This is a genomic window from Priestia sp. FSL W8-0001, from assembly GCF_038050335.1.
In the GTDB taxonomy this organism is placed as follows: domain Bacteria; phylum Bacillota; class Bacilli; order Bacillales; family Bacillaceae_H; genus Priestia; species Priestia flexa.
The window spans coordinates 605,030-627,422 of record NZ_JBBPAL010000001.1 but is presented as its reverse complement, the minus strand read 5'-3'; the positions used below and the strand labels follow the sequence as shown (position 1 = coordinate 627,422).

At 37.4% G+C, this 22,393-nt stretch carries 28 protein-coding genes; 13 read left to right on the top strand and 15 right to left on the bottom strand.

The window, feature by feature from the left end:
- Positions 1 to 72 precede the first annotated feature (72 nt).
- The gene (locus tag MKZ18_RS03375) at positions 73 to 315 is read right to left on the bottom strand and encodes a helix-turn-helix transcriptional regulator (RefSeq protein WP_309247692.1); all 243 of its coding nucleotides are present in this window, start codon (positions 313 to 315) and stop codon (positions 73 to 75) included.
- A gap of 187 nt (positions 316 to 502) precedes the next feature.
- On the opposite strand from MKZ18_RS03375, the gene MKZ18_RS03370 reads away from it, so the two are divergent.
- The 3 genes from MKZ18_RS03370 to MKZ18_RS03360 are packed head-to-tail and all read left to right on the top strand — an operon-like array spanning position 503 to position 2,755.
- Positions 503 to 1,159: a LexA family protein gene (locus tag MKZ18_RS03370; RefSeq protein ID WP_061785143.1), complete on the top strand. Its 657-nt coding sequence runs from the start codon at positions 503 to 505 to the stop codon at positions 1,157 to 1,159.
- Positions 1,160 to 1,170: 11 nt separating this feature from the next.
- Positions 1,171 to 2,595 carry a recombinase family protein gene (locus MKZ18_RS03365; protein ID WP_061785142.1) on the top strand — a complete coding sequence of 475 codons (1,425 nt, stop codon included), beginning with the start codon at positions 1,171 to 1,173 and terminating at the stop codon, positions 2,593 to 2,595.
- A complete protein-coding gene (locus tag MKZ18_RS03360) occupies positions 2,579 to 2,755 on the top strand; it encodes a hypothetical protein (protein ID WP_186317459.1) in 177 nt (58 codons plus the stop codon). The genes MKZ18_RS03365 and MKZ18_RS03360 overlap by 17 nt, the downstream gene beginning before the upstream one ends.
- An 87-nt stretch (positions 2,756 to 2,842) precedes the next feature.
- On the opposite strand, the gene MKZ18_RS03355 is transcribed toward MKZ18_RS03360, so the two are convergent.
- Entirely contained in the window at positions 2,843 to 3,508 is a 666-nt protein-coding gene (locus tag MKZ18_RS03355) for a phosphatase PAP2 family protein (RefSeq protein ID WP_061786592.1), read from the bottom strand.
- A gap of 191 nt (positions 3,509 to 3,699) precedes the next feature.
- Here MKZ18_RS03355 and MKZ18_RS03350 point away from each other — a divergent pair, with 191 nt between their 5' ends.
- Both MKZ18_RS03350 and MKZ18_RS03345 read left to right on the top strand, forming a co-directional pair.
- On the top strand, positions 3,700 to 4,902 hold the full coding sequence (locus MKZ18_RS03350; protein WP_100348058.1) for a M20 family metallopeptidase: 1,203 nt from the start codon (positions 3,700 to 3,702) through the stop codon (positions 4,900 to 4,902).
- A gap of 107 nt (positions 4,903 to 5,009) precedes the next feature.
- Positions 5,010 to 5,732: an EcsC family protein gene (locus tag MKZ18_RS03345; protein WP_119544142.1), complete on the top strand. Its 723-nt coding sequence runs from the start codon at positions 5,010 to 5,012 to the stop codon at positions 5,730 to 5,732.
- Between the two features lie 12 nt (positions 5,733 to 5,744).
- Here the strand turns inward: MKZ18_RS03345 and MKZ18_RS03340 are convergent, their stop codons facing one another.
- A complete protein-coding gene (locus MKZ18_RS03340; RefSeq protein WP_076513318.1) occupies positions 5,745 to 6,953 on the bottom strand; it encodes an ABC transporter permease in 1,209 nt (402 codons plus the stop codon).
- Entirely contained in the window at positions 6,946 to 7,686 is a 741-nt protein-coding gene (locus tag MKZ18_RS03335) for an ABC transporter ATP-binding protein (RefSeq protein WP_025907779.1), read from the bottom strand. Before MKZ18_RS03335 ends, MKZ18_RS03340 begins: the two co-directional genes overlap by 8 nt.
- 750 nt (positions 7,687 to 8,436) lie before the next feature.
- Between MKZ18_RS03335 and MKZ18_RS03330 the strand changes: the two genes are divergently transcribed.
- A complete protein-coding gene (locus tag MKZ18_RS03330; RefSeq protein WP_025907780.1) occupies positions 8,437 to 8,868 on the top strand; it encodes an HIT family protein in 432 nt (143 codons plus the stop codon).
- A gap of 307 nt (positions 8,869 to 9,175) precedes the next feature.
- Here the strand turns inward: MKZ18_RS03330 and MKZ18_RS03325 are convergent, their stop codons facing one another.
- A complete protein-coding gene (locus MKZ18_RS03325) occupies positions 9,176 to 9,628 on the bottom strand; it encodes a GNAT family N-acetyltransferase (protein ID WP_025907781.1) in 453 nt (150 codons plus the stop codon).
- A gap of 222 nt (positions 9,629 to 9,850) precedes the next feature.
- On the opposite strand from MKZ18_RS03325, the gene serC reads away from it, so the two are divergent.
- The 4 genes from serC to MKZ18_RS03305 all read left to right on the top strand — a co-directional run bounded on the left by serC (position 9,851) and on the right by MKZ18_RS03305 (position 12,854).
- Entirely contained in the window at positions 9,851 to 10,942 is a 1,092-nt protein-coding gene (gene serC / locus MKZ18_RS03320) for a 3-phosphoserine/phosphohydroxythreonine transaminase (protein ID WP_174521199.1), read from the top strand.
- A 116-nt stretch (positions 10,943 to 11,058) separates the two neighbouring features.
- A complete protein-coding gene (locus MKZ18_RS03315) occupies positions 11,059 to 11,583 on the top strand; it encodes a tryptophan transporter (RefSeq protein WP_076513320.1) in 525 nt (174 codons plus the stop codon).
- A gap of 166 nt (positions 11,584 to 11,749) precedes the next feature.
- A complete protein-coding gene (locus tag MKZ18_RS03310) occupies positions 11,750 to 12,124 on the top strand; it encodes a YtxH domain-containing protein (protein ID WP_061786419.1) in 375 nt (124 codons plus the stop codon).
- A 130-nt stretch (positions 12,125 to 12,254) separates the two neighbouring features.
- A complete protein-coding gene (locus MKZ18_RS03305; protein ID WP_025907785.1) occupies positions 12,255 to 12,854 on the top strand; it encodes an HTH-type transcriptional regulator Hpr in 600 nt (199 codons plus the stop codon).
- Positions 12,855 to 12,857: 3 nt separating this feature from the next.
- On the opposite strand, the gene MKZ18_RS03300 is transcribed toward MKZ18_RS03305, so the two are convergent.
- Positions 12,858 to 13,202, bottom strand: coding sequence for a DUF1878 family protein (locus MKZ18_RS03300; protein ID WP_025907786.1), 345 nt, complete (start codon positions 13,200 to 13,202; stop codon positions 12,858 to 12,860).
- Between the two features lie 311 nt (positions 13,203 to 13,513).
- On the opposite strand from MKZ18_RS03300, the gene MKZ18_RS03295 reads away from it, so the two are divergent.
- Positions 13,514 to 13,693: a hypothetical protein gene (locus MKZ18_RS03295; RefSeq protein ID WP_025907787.1), complete on the top strand. Its 180-nt coding sequence runs from the start codon at positions 13,514 to 13,516 to the stop codon at positions 13,691 to 13,693.
- Between the two features lie 38 nt (positions 13,694 to 13,731).
- Here the strand turns inward: MKZ18_RS03295 and MKZ18_RS03290 are convergent, their stop codons facing one another.
- Positions 13,732 to 13,821 (bottom strand): YjcZ family sporulation protein, encoded by a 90-nt coding sequence (locus MKZ18_RS03290; protein WP_076513324.1) that lies wholly within the window; start codon positions 13,819 to 13,821, stop codon positions 13,732 to 13,734.
- A gap of 40 nt (positions 13,822 to 13,861) precedes the next feature.
- Complete coding sequence (locus MKZ18_RS03285; protein ID WP_076513325.1) at positions 13,862 to 13,954, bottom strand: YjcZ family sporulation protein; 93 nt, start codon at positions 13,952 to 13,954, stop codon at positions 13,862 to 13,864.
- A 266-nt stretch (positions 13,955 to 14,220) separates the two neighbouring features.
- On the opposite strand from MKZ18_RS03285, the gene MKZ18_RS03280 reads away from it, so the two are divergent.
- Complete coding sequence (locus MKZ18_RS03280) at positions 14,221 to 15,114, top strand: peptidylprolyl isomerase (RefSeq protein WP_061786418.1); 894 nt, start codon at positions 14,221 to 14,223, stop codon at positions 15,112 to 15,114.
- Between the two features lie 57 nt (positions 15,115 to 15,171).
- Here MKZ18_RS03280 and MKZ18_RS03275 read toward each other — a convergent pair whose 3' ends face one another.
- The 4 genes from MKZ18_RS03275 to MKZ18_RS03260 all read right to left on the bottom strand — a co-directional run bounded on the left by MKZ18_RS03275 (position 15,172) and on the right by MKZ18_RS03260 (position 18,653).
- Entirely contained in the window at positions 15,172 to 15,354 is a 183-nt protein-coding gene (locus MKZ18_RS03275; RefSeq protein WP_025907789.1) for a sporulation YhaL family protein, read from the bottom strand.
- A 70-nt stretch (positions 15,355 to 15,424) separates the two neighbouring features.
- Complete coding sequence (gene yhaM, locus MKZ18_RS03270; protein WP_061786417.1) at positions 15,425 to 16,366, bottom strand: 3'-5' exoribonuclease YhaM; 942 nt, start codon at positions 16,364 to 16,366, stop codon at positions 15,425 to 15,427.
- A 147-nt stretch (positions 16,367 to 16,513) separates the two neighbouring features.
- The gene (locus MKZ18_RS03265) at positions 16,514 to 17,761 is read right to left on the bottom strand and encodes an ABC transporter permease (RefSeq protein WP_061786416.1); all 1,248 of its coding nucleotides are present in this window, start codon (positions 17,759 to 17,761) and stop codon (positions 16,514 to 16,516) included.
- The gene (locus MKZ18_RS03260) at positions 17,754 to 18,653 is read right to left on the bottom strand and encodes an ABC transporter ATP-binding protein (protein ID WP_025907792.1); all 900 of its coding nucleotides are present in this window, start codon (positions 18,651 to 18,653) and stop codon (positions 17,754 to 17,756) included. The genes MKZ18_RS03265 and MKZ18_RS03260 overlap by 8 nt, the downstream gene beginning before the upstream one ends.
- 300 nt (positions 18,654 to 18,953) lie before the next feature.
- On the opposite strand from MKZ18_RS03260, the gene MKZ18_RS03255 reads away from it, so the two are divergent.
- Complete coding sequence (locus tag MKZ18_RS03255) at positions 18,954 to 19,139, top strand: YhzD family protein (RefSeq protein ID WP_061786415.1); 186 nt, start codon at positions 18,954 to 18,956, stop codon at positions 19,137 to 19,139.
- A gap of 335 nt (positions 19,140 to 19,474) precedes the next feature.
- On the opposite strand, the gene MKZ18_RS03250 is transcribed toward MKZ18_RS03255, so the two are convergent.
- The 3 genes from MKZ18_RS03250 to MKZ18_RS03240 form a co-directional block, all read right to left on the bottom strand.
- Positions 19,475 to 19,747, bottom strand: coding sequence for an HU family DNA-binding protein (locus MKZ18_RS03250; protein ID WP_025907794.1), 273 nt, complete (start codon positions 19,745 to 19,747; stop codon positions 19,475 to 19,477).
- 114 nt (positions 19,748 to 19,861) lie between these two features.
- A complete protein-coding gene (locus MKZ18_RS03245) occupies positions 19,862 to 20,665 on the bottom strand; it encodes an enoyl-CoA hydratase (protein ID WP_061784686.1) in 804 nt (267 codons plus the stop codon).
- A gap of 6 nt (positions 20,666 to 20,671) precedes the next feature.
- Positions 20,672 to 22,291 (bottom strand): long-chain fatty acid--CoA ligase, encoded by a 1,620-nt coding sequence (locus tag MKZ18_RS03240; RefSeq protein ID WP_061784687.1) that lies wholly within the window; start codon positions 22,289 to 22,291, stop codon positions 20,672 to 20,674.
- Between the last annotated feature and the right edge of the window lie 102 nt (positions 22,292 to 22,393).

Below are 22,393 nucleotides of genomic sequence, written 5' to 3'. Positions count from 1 at the left end.
TCACCTCGATAAATCATATGTAGAAGAAATGACGGGACAAATCATAAACATTAAGTTTTAACAATAATTACTTTATAAATTAAAATCATCGTTAACAATTCTACTTAAAGTAGAATTGTCATTAAAAAAAATAAAATCATAACTAAACCCTAATATTTCACTAATCAGTTTTGCTTCACCTACTGTTACATCATCAGGGTTCCTTTCCATATTACTGTAGGTTTGCACGTGGACACCTAGCTTTTTAGCAACCTCTTTTTGAGTGAGCCCTTTTAGTAACCTTGCTTGTTTCAAAGTGAACTTCAACTTTATCACCTCACTTTTTTTCCTCACGAACACATATTAATCTACCAAAAGTAGAATGTCAACTATATAAAGTGTAATATTTTCTACATAATCTTCTTTCCCTCCTTTAAAAAGTAGAATTTTTTCTACTTTTGATTGAACACCTTCTACTTTTGGTATAATATATTGTATATAAACTAGGCCGGAGGTAGTAAAAATGAGTATAGGGAAAAATATTAAAAAATTGAGAGAGCTACATAACCTATCACAAAAAGAATTAGCTGAAATAGCTGGTGTATCTGATAAAGCTGTATCGACTTGGGAAAATAACATAAAAGATCCTAGGATGGGGGCAATTCAAAAGATTGCAGACCATTTTGGAATTTTAAAAAGTGATATTATTGAAGACAAAATAGAGATTTTATCTAAACACCCTCATACACCGAAAGTGATTGAAGGTAATTCTGTAAAGATGCCTTTATTAGGGTCAATTGCTGCTGGTCTACCTTTAGATATGGCCCCAATTCAAGAGTGGGTTAATGTCCCAGTAGAAGTAGCAGAAAGATATCCTAATGCTTTTTTAGTAACAGTTAATGGTGATAGTATGAATAAACTCATTCCTCCTAATGTCTTAGCTTTAATTGATCCTACTCAAGAAGTCCGTAATGGTGATGTGGCAGCTGTGGCAGTAAATGGCTATGATGCAACACTAAAAAGATTTTTTAAGTTCCAAAACGGTATTACTCTTGAGCCGGAAAGTTTCAATCCAAAACACAAAACCCAATACTATGATGCCAAAACGCAAGAACATACGCCTATTCATATTAAAGGGAAATTAGTTTGGTACATGCCACCCCTTGATATTAAATTCTAGGAGGATGCTCCATGAAATGTATTGTCTATGTAAGGGTATCAACTGATGAACAAGCCAAACACGGTTTTTCAATTGCTGCTCAAATTGAAAAGCTAGAAGCATATTGCATATCTCAAGGTTGGGAGTTAGTAGATAAGTACATTGATGAAGGTTATTCGGCTAAAGATTTGCAACGACCTGCTTTTGAAAAAATGATGGACACATTGAAGCAAGGAAATATTGATGTTTTATTAGTTTATCGCTTAGATCGGCTGACACGCTCTGTTATGGACTTATATAAAATCTTAAAGATACTCGATGATAATAATTGTATGTTCAAAAGTGCTACTGAAGTATATGACACAACAAATGCTATGGGACGTTTATTTATAACACTAGTAGCAGCTATCGCTCAATGGGAACGTGAAAATTTAGGTGAACGTGTACGTTTAGGTATGGAGAAAAAAACAAAGCTTGGTATGTGGAAAGGCGGCATGGCTCCTTACGGATATAAAATCGTTGAAAAGAAATTAGTCGTTAACGATAAAGAAAAAGCAGTTGTACAAGAAATTTTCAAACAAACAACAACCTTTGGCTTTTATACGTTGGCTAAACATTTAACAAACAAAGGCTTTTCAACTCGTAAAGGTGGAGAATGGCATGTAGACTCAGTAAGAGATATTGCCAACAATCCCGTTTACGCCGGATACTTAACCTTTAATCAAAACTCCAAAGACTATAAAAAACCACCCAGAGAGCAAACTCTATATGAAGGCAGTCATGAACCGATTATTTCTAAAGAAGAATTTTGGGCTTTACAAGATCTACTGGACAAAAGAAGAAATGGTGGAGGAAAAAAGCACACTAGTAATTATTATTTCTCAACCCTACTAAAATGCGCACGATGCGGTCATTCTCTTTCGGGTCACAAATCAGCTGGTAAAAAAACATACAGATGCTCTGGAAAAAAAGCTGGCAAGAATTGTACTAGTCATATTATTTTAGAAGATAATTTAACAAAAACAATTTTTAGCATGTTTGATAAACTTGTTGGAAATATATATAATTCCACTGATTCATCTAATTACTCAGATGAAAAAATCAATGAATTGACTAATGAATTGAAAAACCTTGAAAAACTTTTAGATAAACAAAAGAAGATGTACGAAAATGATATTATCGACATTGACGAGTTGATAAAAAAATCTAACCAACTTAGAGAACGAGAAAAAGAAATCAATAAAGAATTGAAAAGTATAAATCAAAGTAGCAAAACTGCCAATGAAGAAACAAAATATATTATCTCTAACATCGATACTGTATGGGAATACTCTACTGATCATGAACGAAAGCAGTTAATGAATAGCATTTTCACGCAAATCGTTATTGATACCAAAGAAGAATATAAAAGAGGAACAGGAAACCCTAGAGAAATCATTATTGTATCAGCGAAATGATTATATGTTTTTTATGGGCGGCGGTACGCTAATTCCCTGGGCATTGATCCCCGCTGCGGCTATCTGTGGTGTGAGTCCGTTTGAGCTAGCGCGCAGAAACTTAAAGCCCGTGGCAATTGGATTAGTTGTCACGACCGTCGTAGCAATGTTTCTTATTTAAATTTTACATTTTTTATAAAGCATGAGTAATACAGTTAAATTTGGATACGATAAAAATCCTGGTCTAATAATCTAGACCAGGATTTTTTCATCCCATATATTGCTTTGAATTCATTGGAGCAGTTGGTGTTAAATAAGCTTTTACTAACGTATAAAACAGCAAACCCACTGTCAGCCAAAAACCACCTAGTAAGTAGCCACCCAAAACATCTGTCATATAGTGCTCAGCTAATAGGAAACGACTGACACCAATGAATAAAATCAGTAAACTAAAAACGATAATTGAAGCCTTTCTAACCGTCTCATTCTTCACATAAAAAATAATAAAAAACAATAAAAACCCATAAAGCATCAAACCCAGCATGGCATGACCACTTGGAAAGCTGTATCCCTCTACTCCCAATGTCGGACGTAGTCGTTCAATCCATGCTTTTACGGCGTTGTTCAGTAAATAACCGCTTAAAACAAAAGCCAGTACAGTCACAGCACCTACAGTGTCACGCTTGTTGAAACCTAATACTCCAACAAGTAAAAGGGATAGAATAATAATCATTGGCTTTGAAGCAAAAAATGAAGTAACTTCTAAAATTCGAATCACCAGCTCATGATTATGTATGTTTGTAGCAATGGTTAGAAAGAACGCATCTATGCCGTGCACCGGTCCATTAATTGTCATAACGACACCTATAAACATCCCCATCAGTGCAAGTAATAATAAAAGAATAAATCGATATTTCATACGCCACTTCCTCATGTATAAATTTATCTCCTTCTATTATTCATCGAACAAAAGCAAATGTACAATCAATTTTTATTGGGAACGCTTCATTTGTTTTCATTTTCATCAAATATTGATATAATATAAAATGTCAAATAATTCTAAACTATTTATTTATTTAACAAAAACTCTACAAACAGCTATTATCAATGAAAGGATCTGACTTAATGATTTCAGAACTACACTCTTTACTAGAAAAAAGCTATGATGAAATGGTCCAAATTAGACGTTATCTTCACCAATACCCTGAACCTTCTTTCAAAGAATTCCAAACCGCTACTTATATCCGTAGCTTTTATGACAAAATTGGCGTGCCTTACCGAGCAAACGTTGGTGGAAATGGCATCGTCGCAACGATTAAAGGAGAAAAGCCTGGTCCAACAGTTGCTTTACGTGCCGACTTTGATGCTTTAGCCATCCAAGATGAAAAAGACGTACCCTATAAATCAACTGTTCCTGGCGTAATGCACGCTTGTGGACACGATGGACACACGGCTACCCTTTTGGTTCTCGCTAAATCCATTCAACAGTTAAAAGATCACTTAGAAGGAACGATTGTGTTCATTCATCAGCATGCTGAAGAATATGCGCCTGGTGGAGCGAAACCAATGATTGAAGATGGATGCTTAGATGGCGTAGATGCGATTTTCGGCACACATTTATGGGCTGTTACCCCTACAGGTGTCATTCAGCACAGAAACGGTCCGTTCATGGCGGCAGCGGATCGATTTGAAATTACCATTAAAGGCGCTGGAGGTCACGGTGCTCAACCTCACAAAACCAAAGATGCAATTGTCATTGCTTCTCAGCTCGTGGTTAACTTGCAGCAAATTATCAGCAGACGCGTCAATCCAGTTGAATCAGCCGTCATTACTGTTGGTTCTTTCGTAGCGGAAAATGCCTTTAACGTAATTGCTGATTCAGCAAAGCTTGTTGGTACAGTTCGCACGTTTAGCGAAGATGTACGCAATGATATGGAAAGAGAAATTGAGCGTGTCATTCAGGGAACCTGCTTAGCTGCTGATGCTTCCTATGACTATTCGTTTAAACGCGGCTACCCCGCCGTTGTCAATCATAGCGAAGAAAATGCGTTCTTAGCAAAAGTAGCAGAAACAATTCCAGAAGTGGAAAAAGTGGAAGAAACCGAACCGCAAATGGGTGGAGAAGATTTTGCTTATTATCTGCAGCACATAAAAGGAACATTCTTTTTCACAGGAGCGCAGCCTGAAGGCGTCGATACTCCTTATCCACATCATCATCCAAAGTTTGATTTTAATGAAAAAGCGATGTTAATCGCTTCAAAAACACTCGGTACAGCAGCAATTGAATACTTATCTAAAGAACAAAAAGCAGAATCCATTACATCTTAACTAGTTCGCCTCCATCTATTGAGTGTGGAGGCTTCTTTGCATAGGTAGAAACTTTTTGTCTCTTGCTTCGTATATAAGAAAAGCGGTTTTCAAAAAGGGGTGTCTGAATGACTGAGTATGAACAAAGAGCGTTGGCTGATGCAGAACACTGGAAGATTACGCTGTTAAAGCGTCCATCTGCCTTTCAGCGAAATGCCAAGCAGCTGCAAAACAAATTGAATAAAAAAGTACCAGAAAGCATTCATAAAATAATTACGGAAAGCATAAAAAAAATGGTAGAGACCACAATTATTGGCTCTACCATTACCACAAAGAAGGACTATAATCGCCATTTAAGCTTTGAAGAGCGTGAAGCTGAAATTAAGGCAACGATTTCTAAATATCGTAAAACTGCTGCCGTTGAGGGGGCAGGAACAGGCGCTGGCGGACTGTTGTTAGGCGCAGCTGACTTTCCTCTTTTTTTGTCAATTAAGATGAAATGTTTGTTTGATATTGCTACTATTTACGGTTTTGACGTCCGCAAGCAAGACGAACGGCTATTCATTTTATATATTTTTCACCTTGCGTTTTGTAGCGAAGAAAAGCGAACGGAAGTCTTTGCTCTTATACAGGAATGGAATCAATCGTCTCAACATAATCTCGATTGGAAAAGCTTTCAGCAAGAGTATCGTGACTATATTGATGTAATTAAAATGCTTCAGCTCATGCCTGGATTTGGCGCTTTTGTTGGTGCTTTTGCAAATTATCACCTGCTTGATCATGTCACTCAGGTTGCAATGAATGTATATCGTCTGCGGTTATTATCCTCAAACGAAAAAAATCTGCCCTAGGAGGCAGATTTTTTATGCAATGGCTTTTTTCTTAATATAAGCAGTAACAAAAAATTGAACAAATAGCCCACCTGCAACAAAAGCAAACAAACCAACAAGCAAGTTAGAAGCTGCTACCACAATACTTAAACAAGCTGCTTGCAAAAATAAGACATTTCGAATAATGCTTAAAAACGCTGCTCTTCTTGTTTGCTCTTGAAGAGGATACAGAGATAACCACAAAACTTGTTTATGATGTTTCCATAGCGGCATGATTTGAAATCCTGTTATATAAAGCGTTAACAGTACAATAACAATATTTCCATAAGCAAAAGGAGTCGCTATCAAAATTAACCCGCTAATGACCGTCAAGCGTACTAGCAGACCTAAATAATCTCCTGCGCGCAAAAACGTACGCGTATATAAATAGCGATGAGTTGCCTGCTGTTGAAACGGGATACTCTTTAGAATAGTGTCCAAGTATGCCCTACGCTTTACCTGCTCCTTTAGTTGCGGAACATCCGTAAATAAGTTAGCCAAGCGATAAAACATTGCCACTCTCCGCTCTTCAAGCTCGATCAATGTTTCCCACTTCAACGGCTTTGCTTTTACAAGGGAACGGTAATATAGGGCTAAGCCGATAATAATAGCTCCTGTAACAGCGGGGAAAAACGCATAAGATCCCACAAATAGAAAATAAACAAACACTCCATTTAACAGGAAACGTACAAGGTAATCGATCCACCTTGCGTACTTTTCTTCAAAATAAACGCTCCACCACGTCATTTTTAAATTGATTGCTTTTAAAATCAGCAAGAGAATTAAATGCGTAAAAATCGTTGAGTACGTCTGGTCCGTTACTTTTACGTGCAGCGGAGCAACAGCGGCTGTTAGTATAAGTAGCACATAAATATATGTGGAAAACGTATAAAAAAATGACTTTTTAAAATACAACTGTAGCTTTGATTCAAGCGCAAGCATAAAGACTAAATCTGGCCTTTTTAAAAACGTACGAATAGAACCGCTCGTGAGTACCAGACTCATGATTACTGCAATTAAAAACGCTGATGGAAAAGCTGGTGTTAACGTATCTAACCACTGCTGATAATAATAAGCAGCTGCCCCAATGGCAAACACGAGCACAAGCTTTAAATGATCGTTAAAAATATACTTCATATAGCGGCGCGTATCTTTTAGATGCTGCTGAAATCGCTGCTGCCACAGCCCTTCAATACTACTCATAGTCCTCTTCCTTCGTCAGTTCAATATAGATTTCATCTAGCGTTGCGTTTGGCTTATTAAACTGGGCTCTTAAATCCGCTAGCGTTCCTTGTGCTCTTACTTGACCGTTATGTAAAATAACAAATTTGTCACAATAGCGCTCTGCTGTGGCTAAAATATGCGTAGACATTAAAATGCCGGCTCCCTGCTTTTTCATATCAGTCATTAAATCTAATAATGACTGAATACCAAGTGGATCTAGCCCTAAAAATGGTTCATCAATAATATAAAGTGAAGGCTGAACTAAAAAGGCACACATAATCATTACCTTTTGCTTCATCCCTTTTGAAAAATGAGCTGGAAACCACTTCAGCTTTTTATCCATACGAAATTCTTTTAACAGCGGCTTTAAGCGAGCTTCATACGTTTTGGAATCTAACCCATAGGCCATTGCCGTCATATCTAAATGTTCTTTTAACGTTAGCTCATCGTATAAGATTGGTGTTTCAGGAATAAATGTAAATTGCGTACGATAGCCGGTTGAATCCTGTTGAAACGTTTTATTATGAATAGCAATGGATCCTTTCTTTGGCTCCATTAACCCAATAATATGTTTAATGGTTGTACTTTTACCTGCTCCGTTAAGGCCAATAAGCCCAACTAGTTCTCCTGCATTAACCTCGAAAGATACGTCCTTTAATACAGGCGTTTTTGTATATCCTCCAGTTAAATGTTGAATTTGTAATAAACTCATTGAATTCTCCTTTAAATACGTGAATTTAGTAAACAAAATAACGTGACATACGCGGTAAATGAAAGTGTTCCATACAACATAGCAATGATGACAAACCGCTCATTTTTATCTATTGTACCAAATCTTCTTCAAGGATACATTTTTTTAACCACCAAAAATAAGGATTATATTTCCAGTTTAAGTTTTTAACTACGTGGACATTCTAATTAGGGAAGAAGGAAAGCAGTTGATGTTCAACATTAGCTTTCTACATCTGAAATGAGGTGTCTACACCAGACATTAATCATGAAGCCCTATGTTAAGCGTTATAATAAGGGGATGTTAGTCATGAGCGTAATTGGAATTGATTTATAAAAGGTAGACAATATTGTTCATTTATCACTGTGTAAATGAGGTGTTTGTCAAAGACCACGAACGACTTCGTTCAATTTATTTATCCATTCTACAAATTGCTTAAATGAGGTGTTTGTCAAAGAGAAGAAACGTTTTATTCTACGTTAATGCTTGTCATTAAAATGTCGAATGAGGTGTTTGTCGAAGACAATTTACATGAATTAGGCACATTATTACGTAAATGAGGTGTTCCTTAAACGCAATATAGTGAAATAGAAGCTTTGTTTCCTTCTTCATAGCGAGGTGCATCATTCGATTGCATCTCGCTTTTTACTGTTCTCTTCTTTTTCCTCTTCTATTTATGCTAAAATTAAGTCGTACAAGCTATTTTATTTTTATGAAAGAAGGGTGAATAATATGAGTAATCTCGATGAAAACTGCATCTTCTGTAAAATTATCCGCGGAGAAATTCCGTGTGCCAAAGTGTTTGAAAATGAACATGTACTAGCATTTTTAGATATTAGCCAAGTCACAAAAGGCCATACGCTTGTTATTCCTAAAGTACATAAAAAAGATATTCATGAGCTTACGCCTGAAATTGCTCGTCATTTATTTGAAGTCGTACCACAAATTGCCACGGCAATCAAAGAAACATATGAGCCAGTTGGAATCAATATTTTAAATAATAACGGTGAAAAAGCAGGTCAATCTGTGTTTCATTATCATATGCATATTATTCCTCGCTACGGTGAAGGCGACGGCTTTGGTGCAGTGTGGAAAGAGCATACAAGCGACTACACACCTGAAAAGCTACAGAGCATCGCAGCTGAAATTTCGGAGCGTTTATAAGACAAAAGAGTCTGGGACAAAACAAAATGTTCCTTTCTAAAGGACGAATGACGCCTTTTTAAAGTAGTTAGGTTATAATAATCGGTTCGTTCCATTGCGCTACAGACACTCGCTTTCCGCGGGGAGGAATCTGAGCCTCCTCGCTACGCTGCGGGGTCTCAGCCTTTCCTCTATCTCCCGCAGGAGTCACGTGTCTTACGCTCCATTCCACTAATTCTCTAAAATTGGTTTCCCAATCAACAAAAAATCCGAACTATAAAAGAGTCGTTAACTCTCAATGGTTCGGATAGATCATTGACTGAAACACTTATGTCTCAATCTCTTCTTTAATCATATCTACGTGCGGAATCCCGTCGTCATCATACACGTTTGAAATCGCATAAAACCCAAATGATTCATAAAAATGCTGCAGGTGACTTTGTGCCTGAATTTTTACAACCTCTTCTCCCATTTGATCCTTTAAGAACGCTAATCCTTTTTGAACTAACTCTCTTCCCATCCCTGTTTTTCGATAATCTGAGTGAACAAGGACGCGACCAAATGAAGCTTCTTGATAGCTAACTCCTTTAGGCATTAAACGGATGTATGCAATGATTTGCGCATTTTCCACTTTAAATAAATGATAAGAAGCCTGGTCCTTTCCATCCACCTCTAAATAAGCACACTCTTGTTCAACAACAAATACCCTAGTACGCTCCTGTAAGATGTCATATAGCTCATGCGTTGTCAGCTGATCAAATGTTTTAATATGCCACGTCAAGATGATAACCTTCTTCCTGTTTAGATATTTTATGTATTTATCGATTTTAACACCTTTTGTCACGCATTCCTACGTTTTTTATTTTCTATACTGATTACTTAAAATTTTTCAAAAGTTTTCACACATTAAATTATTTTCATGATAGTATAGTGATATTCTTTCTGACAAAGAAGCAAGATACAGTCTGTGATGAATGTGAAAATCTGAGGAGGAATTAACGTGATTTCAGTAAAACGTGCTTACAATTTTAACGCAGGACCATCTGCACTTCCCCTACCTGTCTTACAACTTGCTCAACAAGAGCTAACGGATTTTAAAGGGACGGGCATGTCCGTAATGGAGTTATCTCACCGTAGCAAAGAATTCGAAAATGTTTTGAACCATGCAAAAGAAACATTAACAGAACTACTTTCAATCCCAGACACACATGAAATTTTATTTTTACAAGGCGGAGCTAGCCTTCAGTTTTCAATGATTCCAATGAACTTTTTAGGAAAAGATCAAGTAGGAGCATTTGTGCTCACTGGTGCTTGGTCGGAAAAAGCATTAAAAGAAGCTAAAAAAGTTGGTGAAACAACGGTTGTTGCGTCTACTAAAGAAGAAAATTACCGTTCAATTCCAACATTAGATCGCGCTGCTCTACCTTCAAACACCGCGTATCTGCATATCACATCTAACAATACAATCTTTGGCACACAGTGGGCTGAATATCCAAAATTTGAAAACATTGATTTAATCGCGGATATGTCAAGCGATATTTTGTGCCGTCCAATCGACGTATCTAAGTTCTCCTTGATTTATGCCGGTGCTCAAAAGAATTTAGGCCCATCCGGCGTAACCGTTGTTATTATTAAAAAAGACTTGTTAAAGCGAATCCCAGCAAACTTACCAACTATGCTCGATTACAATACGCATATTAAAAGCAACTCATTATATAACACGCCTCCAACGTTTGGTATTTATATGCTATCTCTTGTTTTAGACTGGATCAAAGAACAAGGGGGCGTCACAGTAGTTGCAGAAAATAATAAGAAAAAAGCAGAGTTAATCTATTCTAGCATCGACAAGTCAAATGGCTTTTACACACCGCATGCAACAAATGATAGCCGCTCACTAATGAACGTGACGTTTACTTTACCAAATGAAGAATTAACCGCTGCTTTCTTAGCACAATCAAAAGAACAAGGCTTTGTTGGCTTAGCGGGACATCGTTCTGTAGGCGGCTGCCGTGCTTCTATTTATAACGCTGTTCCACTAGAAGCATGTCAAGCATTAGCGGCATTTATGGATGAATTTGCATCCGTTCACGCGTAAACTGATTGATTCTATTTTCACAGATTTATGTTATAATTAGTCTATAAATATATGCAATAGGCACAGGCGCACTATTGGTATATTTAGAGCTTAGCTTAGAAGAGGAGAGATGAGAAATGAACACAAAAACATTAGTATCACTATCTTTATTAGTTGGAATTGGTGCCGTACTGCATGCGATTATGCCACCTGTCTTGTTTGGTATGAAGCCAGACATGATGTTAACCATGATGTTCTTAGGTATTTTACTATTCCCTGGGGTCAAAAACGTTTTACTGCTTGGATTAACAACGGGTGCTATTTCTGCCTTAACAACAGGATTCCCTGGTGGGCAAGTGCCAAACATCATTGATAAACCAATCACTGCTTTTATTATTTTTGGTTTATTACTTCTTGTTCGTAACGTTACAACAGTGAAGACACCTGTAGCTGCCGCTCTAACAGCGGTTGGTACACTTGTATCAGGCATTATTTTCTTGTCAGCAGCAGCACTTATCGTTGGGTTACCAGGTGGTTTAATGGCGCTAATTGTAGGCGTTGTATTACCTGCAACGGTTGTAAATACCATTGTTATGGTTGTGGTGTACCCGATCGTAAACTCTGTACTAAAGCGCACAAGTATTTCAGCAAAAGTATCATGATTTGAAAGGGCCTGTACCACGCGGGCCCTTTTTGTATTTAGCAGGTTTATTTCTTAACGGTTAGGAAACATAATACAGTATAAACTCTTTGACTCTTAAAAAAGTTAGATGATGTCAGTATGAACAACTTTGTTCATAAAAAGAAATAATATATAGGAGTGATTTTATGAAACGTACTACCTCCCTTTTTACAGGCATTGCGGCTGGGAGCATTGCCGCAGCGGCTGCAACGCTTTTGCTAACCCCTACTTCAGGTAAAACATTGCGCCAACGCATTGCGCAAGAAAGTCATCAAGTAAAAGAAACAAAAGAAGACATCTCTGGAAAGATTAAACATCTTAAAACGCAGATTCAAACGACTGCTAAAGATGGAAATACTATAGTGAAAAATATCGCAAAAGACCTTTCAAAAACGCTCAACGAATTCCAAAAAGACATTCGTCCACACCAGCAGTCCATCCAATCACACTTAAATGAAATTGAAGATTCACTTTCACACCTAGAAAAGCACATACAAACAACCAAAATTGAAGGGAAATAAAGGAGGTTTTTTACCTCCTTTATTTAATTTTTTAAAATTTCGTAAATTTACATCTTTATAATTTTTTATTTTATTGGCATAATAGAAGATAAATAAAAAAAGCAATTGCGCTAAAGTAGGTGGGGAGAAAATGAAAAAAACAAGTGATCAAGTGTATGATTTGAAAGAAGCACTCTTATTTAGCCAACGTATTGCCCAATTAAGCAAAGCACTGTGGAAGACCGTAGAAAAAGATTGGCAGCAGTGGATTAAGCCCTATGACTTAAATATTAATGAGCACCATATTCTATGGATTTCATATCATTTAAACGGGGCATCAATTTCAGAGATTGCAAAGTTTGGGGTAATGCATGTTTCAACAGCGTTTAACTTTTCTAAAAAGTTAGAAGAAAGAGGATTGTTGGAATTTTCAAAAAAAGAAACCGATAAGCGCAACACTTACATTCAACTAACGCAAAAGGGCGAAGATATTTTACTAGCTTTAATGGAGAACTACAAGCCATCCGAGAATTCTGTTTTTAATGGTGCTCTTCCCCTTCGAAACTTGTATGGCAAATTTCCAGAGTTTATGGAACTAATGACCGTAATCCGTAAAATTTATGGGGAAGACTTCATGGATATTTTCGAACGTTCATTTCATCACATTGAAGAAGAGTTTGTTGATAACGATGGCAAGCTAGAAAAAAGAGAAAAAATCGTGACTGATCAAAAAGAAAGCATTTCTAATTAAGAACTAGTCACGAATCCATTGCACGATATTAAAAAGCTCTGTCATTACATCTTGATACGAGCTTTGATTCAGTAAAGACTCGATTGTTTCCTGCGGGTCCAGCTTATAATTAAGCATTCCAACAAATTGTGTAAGAAGCGGAACGAAGTCAGTTAAGCCTTCCGCTTTTTGCTCAATGTACACCTCTTTAATTTCTTCGCATAGAAGTAAAACATCTTCTACTTCTCTTCTCGTTAGCTCTTCTTTAACAACGAGCTCAATAAATGGCTTTGCTTCCTGCTCAGGCGTTCCAGCTAGCAATTTTATGTAGTATTCTAAACGTGACACTCTAGATTCTAAAGTTTCCATCCTTTACTCTACTCCTTCACCGTTCATGTCCCTACTTCGTATTGTACATGATTCGAACCCTTTCTTCCAAATAATTCTTTATGTTACAATGCATTTCAACGGCCTTGTCTTTATTTCGCAAGGACATTTCGATACCCCCTTATTTTCGACAGTTCTTCCGCAATTTACAGGAAGTTTTAGCGAATCTCTATCTATTTTCCTTATTTTTTGGTAATGTTAATATTGACATTACTCGCTAGATATTACTTTCTCATTAGATAAACTACGTATAGTCCAGATAATTGACGTCGATTTTAGGGGGATTCTACTTTATGTACATATTCTTTATACCGTTTGCTTTATTTATTTTATTTTACATTAATACACTAACAAATACATTATGTCTACAAAAAGAAATTCCTGAAGAGAAGCAACCAAAGGTATTTCGTACAATTAATATTTTAATTACAATTTTATTGATCTCTTCCTATGTTGAGGTATTATTCACATAAAACGCGGTGAACCCAGTCACCGCGTTTTACTTTATTGCTTAGTATGCTAAGCCATAGCCGATGATTACTAGTAAAATAAACAGGACTACAATTAAAGAAAAGCCGTTTCCATATCCATGTTTACCCATTTGTTTCTTCCTCCTTCATCTCCTACAGTCTCTGGTGTTATTAGTAGTAACAAGCACATCCGATAATTACTAATAAAATAAATAACACAACTAATAACGCAAAACCGTTTCCATATCCATATCCATGACTCATAATATGAGCACCTCCTTCGTTTACTAATACTGCATGTTATGCATGAACACTCTAAAGCGTCTAGGCGTTTATCACGATTTTAATAATTATTTCTGCATTTCTTACTTTCAGAACGGATTTAATTAAGGGAAATAATTACTTTTTATTCTTGTTTTCACTTTATTTCCATATTCATTTCGTTAAATTTGAGAAATATGGTATAGTAAAACGTATGAGTGAACTATCATTACACTTTATATGAAAACAAAGAGTAGGAGTGTGTACATATGAAAAAAAGCTTAATTGCGCTGTCAACTGCTGCAAGTATCGTAGCATTATCAGCTTGTAGTAGCGATGCTTCAGAATCAAAAGGTGACTCAGCAAAAGTCATTGTTGAAACTGATGCAGGAAACGTGACTCAAGGTGAACTATATGAGGAAATGAAGAATTTAATTGGTCAAGACCAATTCAACACTTTAGTGCGCAATGTAGTAGATGAAAAAGTACTTAGCGAAAAATATAAAATTACTGATAAAGAACTTGATCAAGAGTTAGACAATCTTCGTGAACAATACGGAGATCAAATTGACCAAGCTATTGAGCAAAATGGTGAAGATTCCGTAAAAGACATGCTTAAAGTAGACCTTTTACGTGACAAAGTAGCAACAGCTGATATTAAAGTATCAGAAAAGGAATTAAAGGAAGCATATGAAGCGAAAAAGCCTGAAATTAAAGCTAGTCACATTCTAGTTGAAGATGAAAAAACAGCAAAAGAAGTAAAGGCTAAGCTTGATAAAGGTGAAGACTTTGCAAAATTAGCGCAGGAATATTCAACTGATACAGGTTCTGCCGAAAAAGGTGGAGACCTTGGATATTTCGGTGCTGGCGAAATGGTAGAAGCGTTTGAAACTGCTGCTTACAAGCTTAAAAAAGGCGAAATTAGTGAGCCGGTTAAATCAGACTACGGCTATCACATCATTAAGCTAGAAGATAAAAAGAAATTAGCTTCTTTTGAGGATATGAAAGCTGACTTAGAGCAAGAGATTAAGCGTTCAAAAGTTGACCAAGCTAAGCTAGAAGAAAAGCTGTTAAAAGAGCTTGAAGATGCAAATGTAGATGTAAAAGATAAAAAGGTTGAGCCTGCGTTTGAAAAAACAGATAGCACAAATGCTCAGGGTTAATAACTTAACTCAAAGAAAGGACCGTTCGAAGGAACGGCCCTTTTCTTATTCATGTGCTTAGATTGAATTGCCTTCGCGGCGCTCTTTTTCCACATTCATCCGGTCAATAAAAATTTGACCTTCCTTTTCAATAAATGACTCATCAATGTGCTTTTCTTGCTGTGCAGAGCGAATGGCCATAAATCCACTAAAAAAGATACCTGCTACAACTAAATAAATCCAAATCGGTAATGTTACCATCTCTTCATCCTCCACATCCGTTATTTACAACCACTATATGTACAAGTTGTCTCGGATATGACTGATACTTTTATTCAACTGTTGGTTTATAGAATGATCTATTGTCCAATGCAAAGATACGCTCTGTAAATTCACCTGGCTTTGTTTTGTCTAAAGCACGATCTAACATATTCATTTTAGCATCGACGTTGTCAATTAAATGGAGCATTTCTGCTTCTTTAATAAGCGGCTTTTTAGGGCTCCCCCACTCTTCTTTCCCGTGGTGAGATAGAACCATATGTTGAAGAAGCATAACTTCTTCACCTTCAATACCTAACTCTTCAGCTGTTTTCCCAATTTCATTCACCATAATTGAAATATGTCCCAATAAATTCCCTTGAACCGTATAGGTTGTTGAAACAGGACCAGAAAGCTCAAATACTTTTCCTAAGTCATGTAAAATAACGCCAGAATATAATAAATCTCGATTTAATGATGGATATAAGTCAGCAAACGTTTTGGCAAGCTTAAGCATCGATACAACATGATAAGCCAAACCTGAGACAAATTCATGGTGATTTTTTGTTGCCGCTGGATATTCTAAAAACTCTGACTGATACTTATTCAATAAATGACGCGTCAGGCGCTGAATATTAGAATTTTTCATTTCAAAGATGCTTTGTGTAATATATTCAACCATTTCTTCTCGAGATAATGGTGCTACTTCTAGAAAATCAGAAACTCGAACTCCATCTTGCGGCTGTGCTGGGCGAATGTTGCGCACCTTCAACTGATTTCTACCGCGATAATTCATTACTTCTCCTGCAACCTTTACAATCTTTTCTGCAGCATACGTTTCTTCATCTTCAGGAGATACATCCCATAGCTTCGCTTCAATATCGCCTGTTTTATCTTGTAAGATTACCGTCAAAAACGGCTTTCCGTTACTTGCAATTCCTCTTGTTGAAGATTTTATTAAAAAGTATAAATCCACTTGTTCGCCTACTTCATGCTGGCCAATTCCTTTTGCCATGTCAGTTCCTCCTTACGTTACGCGTCTATTCTCGCTGTAACCTGTCATTCCTTTACATTTATTTTAACACCATCACTTCGTTAATGCACGACTCGACCGAAAAAGGCATGAACTCACTACGATATGAGCTCATGCCTTTTTCTGTTCTTATTTTTTTATGGATTCTTTCTTTGTTAACTGAAGTGCTTTTTTAATATCTTTAAACGATGAAGATTTTCCATACATCAAAACGCCACCTCGGTAAACTCGAGCACCAAACACAGCGAGTAAGCCAATGGTTGCAACGAGTAAGCCAATGGAAAGCGCAATTTCCCACACTGGCACTGTTAGCATTCCAACACGCAAAAACATAATCATTGGTGCAAAAAACGGAATAAATGACGTGATAGTAATAAATGACGCTTCAGGCTTCCCTAAACCAAACATAGCAATCATAAATGCTGCTACAATTACAAGCGTCATCGGTGTAATCATTTGCTGTACATCTTCAATACGGCTAACAAGCGACCCCAAAAACGCAGCTAGGGTTGCAAATAAGAGATAACCTAGAATAAAGAAAACGAATGCATACACAAACGTCTGAATCGGTACATCTGAAAACCCTAGGAAATCAGAAAGTTCGCTGGAACTTCCTTGTAAAGACATATAGCCGACCGCAGCAATAATTGTAAACTGAGTCAAGCTTAATAACGCAATCCCTGTAATTTTTGCAAACATTTGCTTTACTGGAGAAACGCTGGACACGAGAATTTCCATCACTCGTGATGACTTTTCAGTTGCAACTTCCATCGCAATCATGCTGCCGTACATAATAACGGAGAAATAAATAACGAACAGTAAGACGTACACAAGTCCCCTAGCTTGACTTAGTTCTTCCTCTGTTTTGGCATTATCTACTAACGCTTCTTTTTCAAATGCAACTGGACTATAAATCTCTTCAATCTGCTGAGGGTCTAAATCGACCTTCTGGGTAGCATAAGCAACTTTCATTTGTTGAAGTCCCTGCTGTAAGGACGTCGCAACCGCAGATTCTGCTAAAGAGTTTGACTTGTAAACACCTTGTGGTAGCTCTTCGCTATTGATTGATAGCTGAAGATACCCTTCAATCTCTTCGTCTTTGACCTGTTTCTTAGCTTCTGACTCCGACTTAATTTCTTTTAGCGCTAAGTCTTCATCAATGAGTTTCATATTTTCCTTGAATGTGCTGTACGCCTCTTCGGATTCACTGAGAACTCCCACAGTCGTTTGCTCGTCATTATCAAATGCTTTAATAATTGTATCTAAGTTCGTAATTCCTAATAAAAGCAGGACTGTAATAGCAGTCGTAATGATAAACGATTTTGTCTTAAGCTTGTTTAAATACGTATGCGCTACAATGATCCAAAATTTATTCATACGAAGCACCTACCTTTTCAATGAAAATATCATTTAGAGAAGGTTCTTCTACAATAAATTTTCGCACAAATGAAAAGTCTGCCAGCTCTTTGAAAATAGCTTGAGAGACATCCTCATTCTCGATTTGCAGATTAACACCTTCAACCGTTTGTTTCATTTTGACAACTCCATCTACAGCTTCTAAGCGTTCAAATGGACCTTCTCCGTGAACGATAACATTCTTCTTACCAAAAGAGCGTTTAATGTCCCCTAGCTTGCCGTGCACAACAGGCTGACCATGGTGCATGATGCATAAATGCTCACAAAGTTCTTCCACGTGTTCCATACGGTGACTTGAAAAGACGATTGTTGTTCCTCGCTCTTTTAAATCAATGACCGCTGACTTGAGGAGCTCAACATTAACTGGATCCAGCCCGCTAAACGGTTCATCTAAAATAAGCAGTTCTGGACGGTGAATCACTGATGCGATGAACTGGATTTTTTGTTGATTTCCTTTTGACAACTCTTCTACTTTTTTATTGGCGTAGTCAGGTACGTTAAAACGCTTCAACCAATAATCCATTTCTTTTAAAATATCATTCTTGTTCATCCCTCGTAGTTTACCAAGATAAACAAGCTGATCTCGCACTTTTAGCTTTGGGTACAACCCTCGCTCTTCTGGTAAATAACCAACGATATTGCTTGTTTCATATGTAATCGGTGCACCCTTCCACGTAATGGTTCCCGCCGACTGTTCAATCAAGCCTAATACCATTCGAAACGTTGTTGTTTTCCCTGCACCATTAGCCCCTAAAAATCCAAATATCTCACCTTTTGGAATATGTAACGATAAATTGTTCACGGCTGTAAATGAGCCGTATTGCTTTGACACATCCGTCAATAACAGAGACATATTTCTCCTCCTTTTAATAAATTACTTCGCTAACTATCTCTTGAACCAACAGCCTAGTCACCAGTAAAGAAACAGGATAATAGAAATGAATAAAAAGTTTTAAACAAACCGAAGTTTAAATGTTTTTATCACTTACTAATCTACTTATCCTTGGCGACGTGCTGAAAAAATCACTCAGTTAGACCTACTTCTTATTGTATAGAAATTTTATGTAGTTGTAAACCGAAGCAGGAATTTTCAATATAAACTTCGAATTTTAATAAAGTGAACAGATATCCATTTTCTAAAGGAGAGGTCTTCATGACAATGTATACGCTAACAGTTTTTGAAAAAGACGGAGAAAAACTATTGGATGAAACGTTTGAAGCTGCAAGTGAACGTGATGCAAAAGAAATTGGAATGAGTAAACTAACGGAGCTAAATTACCATGAAAAAACGCACCGATGCGTACAAGCTAACGGGAAGCTTGTATTATTTCATCGTTAAAATAAAAACAGTTTGGGACATAACAAAATGATTGCTTTTAAAAGACGAACACTAGCTGTTCCCATCTCTTTAGTTTGTCTCAACTCGTTCGTTCCATTGCGCTACGGCCACTCGCTTTCCTCGGGGAAGAACCTGAGCTTTCTCGCTGCGCTGCGGGATCTCCGTTTTCCCTCTCTTTCCCGCAGGAGTCGAGTGTCTCACGCTCCATTCCACCCTGTTTCCAACATTGTTTTCACAATCAACCAAAAAAAAACCTGAACGATTAAAAGTTATGAACTCTCAATCGTTCAGGTATAGTAGAGGCTGAACTACTTATGTCTCAGTCTCTTTTTTATTCACTTTACAGCTTCTTTTAATTCTTTACCTGCTTTAAATGCTGGTACTTTAGAAGCTGGGATTTGCATTTCTTCACCAGTTTGTGGGTTGCGCCCTGTACGAGCTGCGCGCTCACGAACTTCAAATGTACCGAAGCCGATAAGCTGAATTTTTTCACCTTGACCTAATGTTGTAGAAATTGTGTCTAATAGTGCATCTACTGCTTTTGATGCGTCTGCTTTTGTTAATTCCGATTTTGAAGCTACTGCATTTACTAAATCTGTTTTATTCATCTTTCAATCACCTCATTAATTTCTATTATTATCTTTTGATACCACTGATGCTAATTTTTTAAACATGCTCTATCTACATGATAGACAAAAACACTTGCTTTTAAACTAGTTCACTTAATTTTCGGAAATATCTTTTGAACGCTGATTAAACACCGGCAAACGTTTCGCCAAAAACGCTTCAATCCCCTCTTGATGATCATCACTTTGGCTCATGCTAAACTGACTTCTTTTCTCTAACTGTAATACAGTCTTCAGCTCTTCAATTGACGTTTCAACGAAAATTCGTTTCGTCTCTTTTAAAGCAAGCGCTGGCTTTTTGAGCCAGTATGAAACATAATCTTCTACATGCTTCGCCAAATCTCCTTCTTTTATTTCATCAATTATCCCAATTTTATACGCTTTTTCTGCTGATAGCGTTTCCCCCCGCCAAATAAGCTGTTTTGCACGGTGATTACCGAGGCGTTTTGCTAATAAGAAGTGGCCTCCTCCATCTGGAATAAGTCCGATTCCAATAAAATTCATAGCAATCTTAGCATCTTTTTGCGCAATGATATAATCACTCGCGAGCGCAATGCTAAGCCCTAAGCCAGCCGCTGCTCCGTGAATAGCGCTAATGGTAAGCTGAGGAAGCGTGTATAACCTTAGCGTCACTTCATTGATTAAATCCATTACCTTACGAAATGAGTTTGCTCTGTTTGGATCCAGCATCATTTTGATATCACCACCTGCAGAAAATACGTTTCCTTTTCCTTGCAAGACGACAATATCTGCTTGGCTCTCTTCTACTTCTTTTAAGCATTGAACAAGCTGTTGCAGCACTTCTATATTGAGAGCATTTAATGATTCCGGTCGATTTAAAGATAAAATAGCCACGCGTTCTTCCATTTCTAATTCAACAACTTTTAAATTTACAGTCATCTTCCTTCACCCTTTCAATTCATAGCGTTCTAGTACTTGTTCACGAAGTGCTCGTTTTAGAAATTTACCGACGGTTGTTTTCGGAATTTCATCCATAAAAATCACATCGTCTGGAAGCCACCATTTCGCAAATTGAGGCGAAAGGAAAGTTAAAATATCTTCCTTGGTTACTTGTGCTGTATATCCTTCTTTTAAAACGACGCACGCCACTGGGCGCTCTTGCCATTTTTCATGAGGTACAGCAATAACCGATGCTTCAAAGACACCTTCATGCCCCATCAATGCATTCTCAATGTCGACCGATGAAATCCATTCTCCACCGCTTTTAATCAAGTCTTTTGTACGATCAACAATTTTAATAAAACCTTCTTCATCAACTGTAACCACGTCTCCTGTATATAACCAACCATCTTTAAACGCTTCGCTCGTACGGTCATCTTCATAGTATTCTGAAGCAATCCAAGGTCCCCTGAGCAAGAGCTCACCCATTTCATTACCATCCCAATCTACTTCTCCATTCTGACCGATTACTTTCATTTCAACGCCAGGAACAAGGAATCCTTGCTTAGCTTTTAACGCTAATCGCTCGGGAGCAGACTTCTCTTCTTGATAACTTTTTAATCTGGATATCGTGACAAGGGGACTGGTTTCCGTCATGCCGTACGCATGCATAAATGGAATATTAAACTTTTCTTCAAAACGCTGAATAACGCTCGGCGGTGCCGCAGACCCTCCGCATAAAAACGCACGCACATGACTGGTATCATACTCACCTTTTTCAAGCTCTTGCAGCAAACCTAGCCATATTGTTGGTACTCCAGCTGCAATCGTCACTTTTTCATTTTGAATCATCTCCGCTAAGATAGTCGGAGTGAAAAAAGCTCCCGGCATTACAAGGGTTGTGCCAAGCCAAACAGCAGCAAACGGTAAGCCCCATGCATTAACGTGGAACATTGGAACTACCGGCATAGCAATATCAGCTTCAGACAGCTCTGCACCATCTCTTAATCCGAGTGCCATGCAATGCAAATAAATGCCTCGATGTGAGTAAACAACGCCTTTTGGCTTACCTGTGGTAGCGGAAGTGTAGCAGATTCCTGCTGGCTCTTCTTCTTGAATATCTGAAAGAAAAGCAAACGTTTCATCTCCACGCTTTAGCAGCTCTTCGTAATGATAAATTGGCTTTACACTACTTTCAGGGAGCGAGGGTTCGTCAGACATAATAATATAAGCTTCTACGTGAGGTAATTCTTGGTGGATTTTTTCAAAGAGCGGTAAAAAGCACTCATCAATTAAAAGTACTTTATCTTTTGCATGATTAATAACATAAATAATTTGCTGAGGATCTAAGCGAATATTAATCGTGTGCAACACGGCACCGATTCCTGGAATTGCAAAATAAGCTTCTAAATGGCGATGATGATTCCAAGCAAACGTTCCAACACGGTCACCTCGTTCTACTCCCAGCTCTACTAGCATGGAAGACAATTTTCGCGTTCTCTTTCCCGTTTCTTCATAGGTAAAACGTTCCATACCTTTTGTGGACCTTGAAATAACCTCCTTCTTCTTAAAAAACGTCTCTGCTCGCTCCATCATTGAAGGAATCGTTAATTGTACATTCATCATTGAACAGCACCTCACTTATTTTTAGAAAACGTTTGCAACAAATTATATATTCAATCGTCTTCGACATATTTCCTTCTCTTTATGCAAATTAAAAAACTGCCA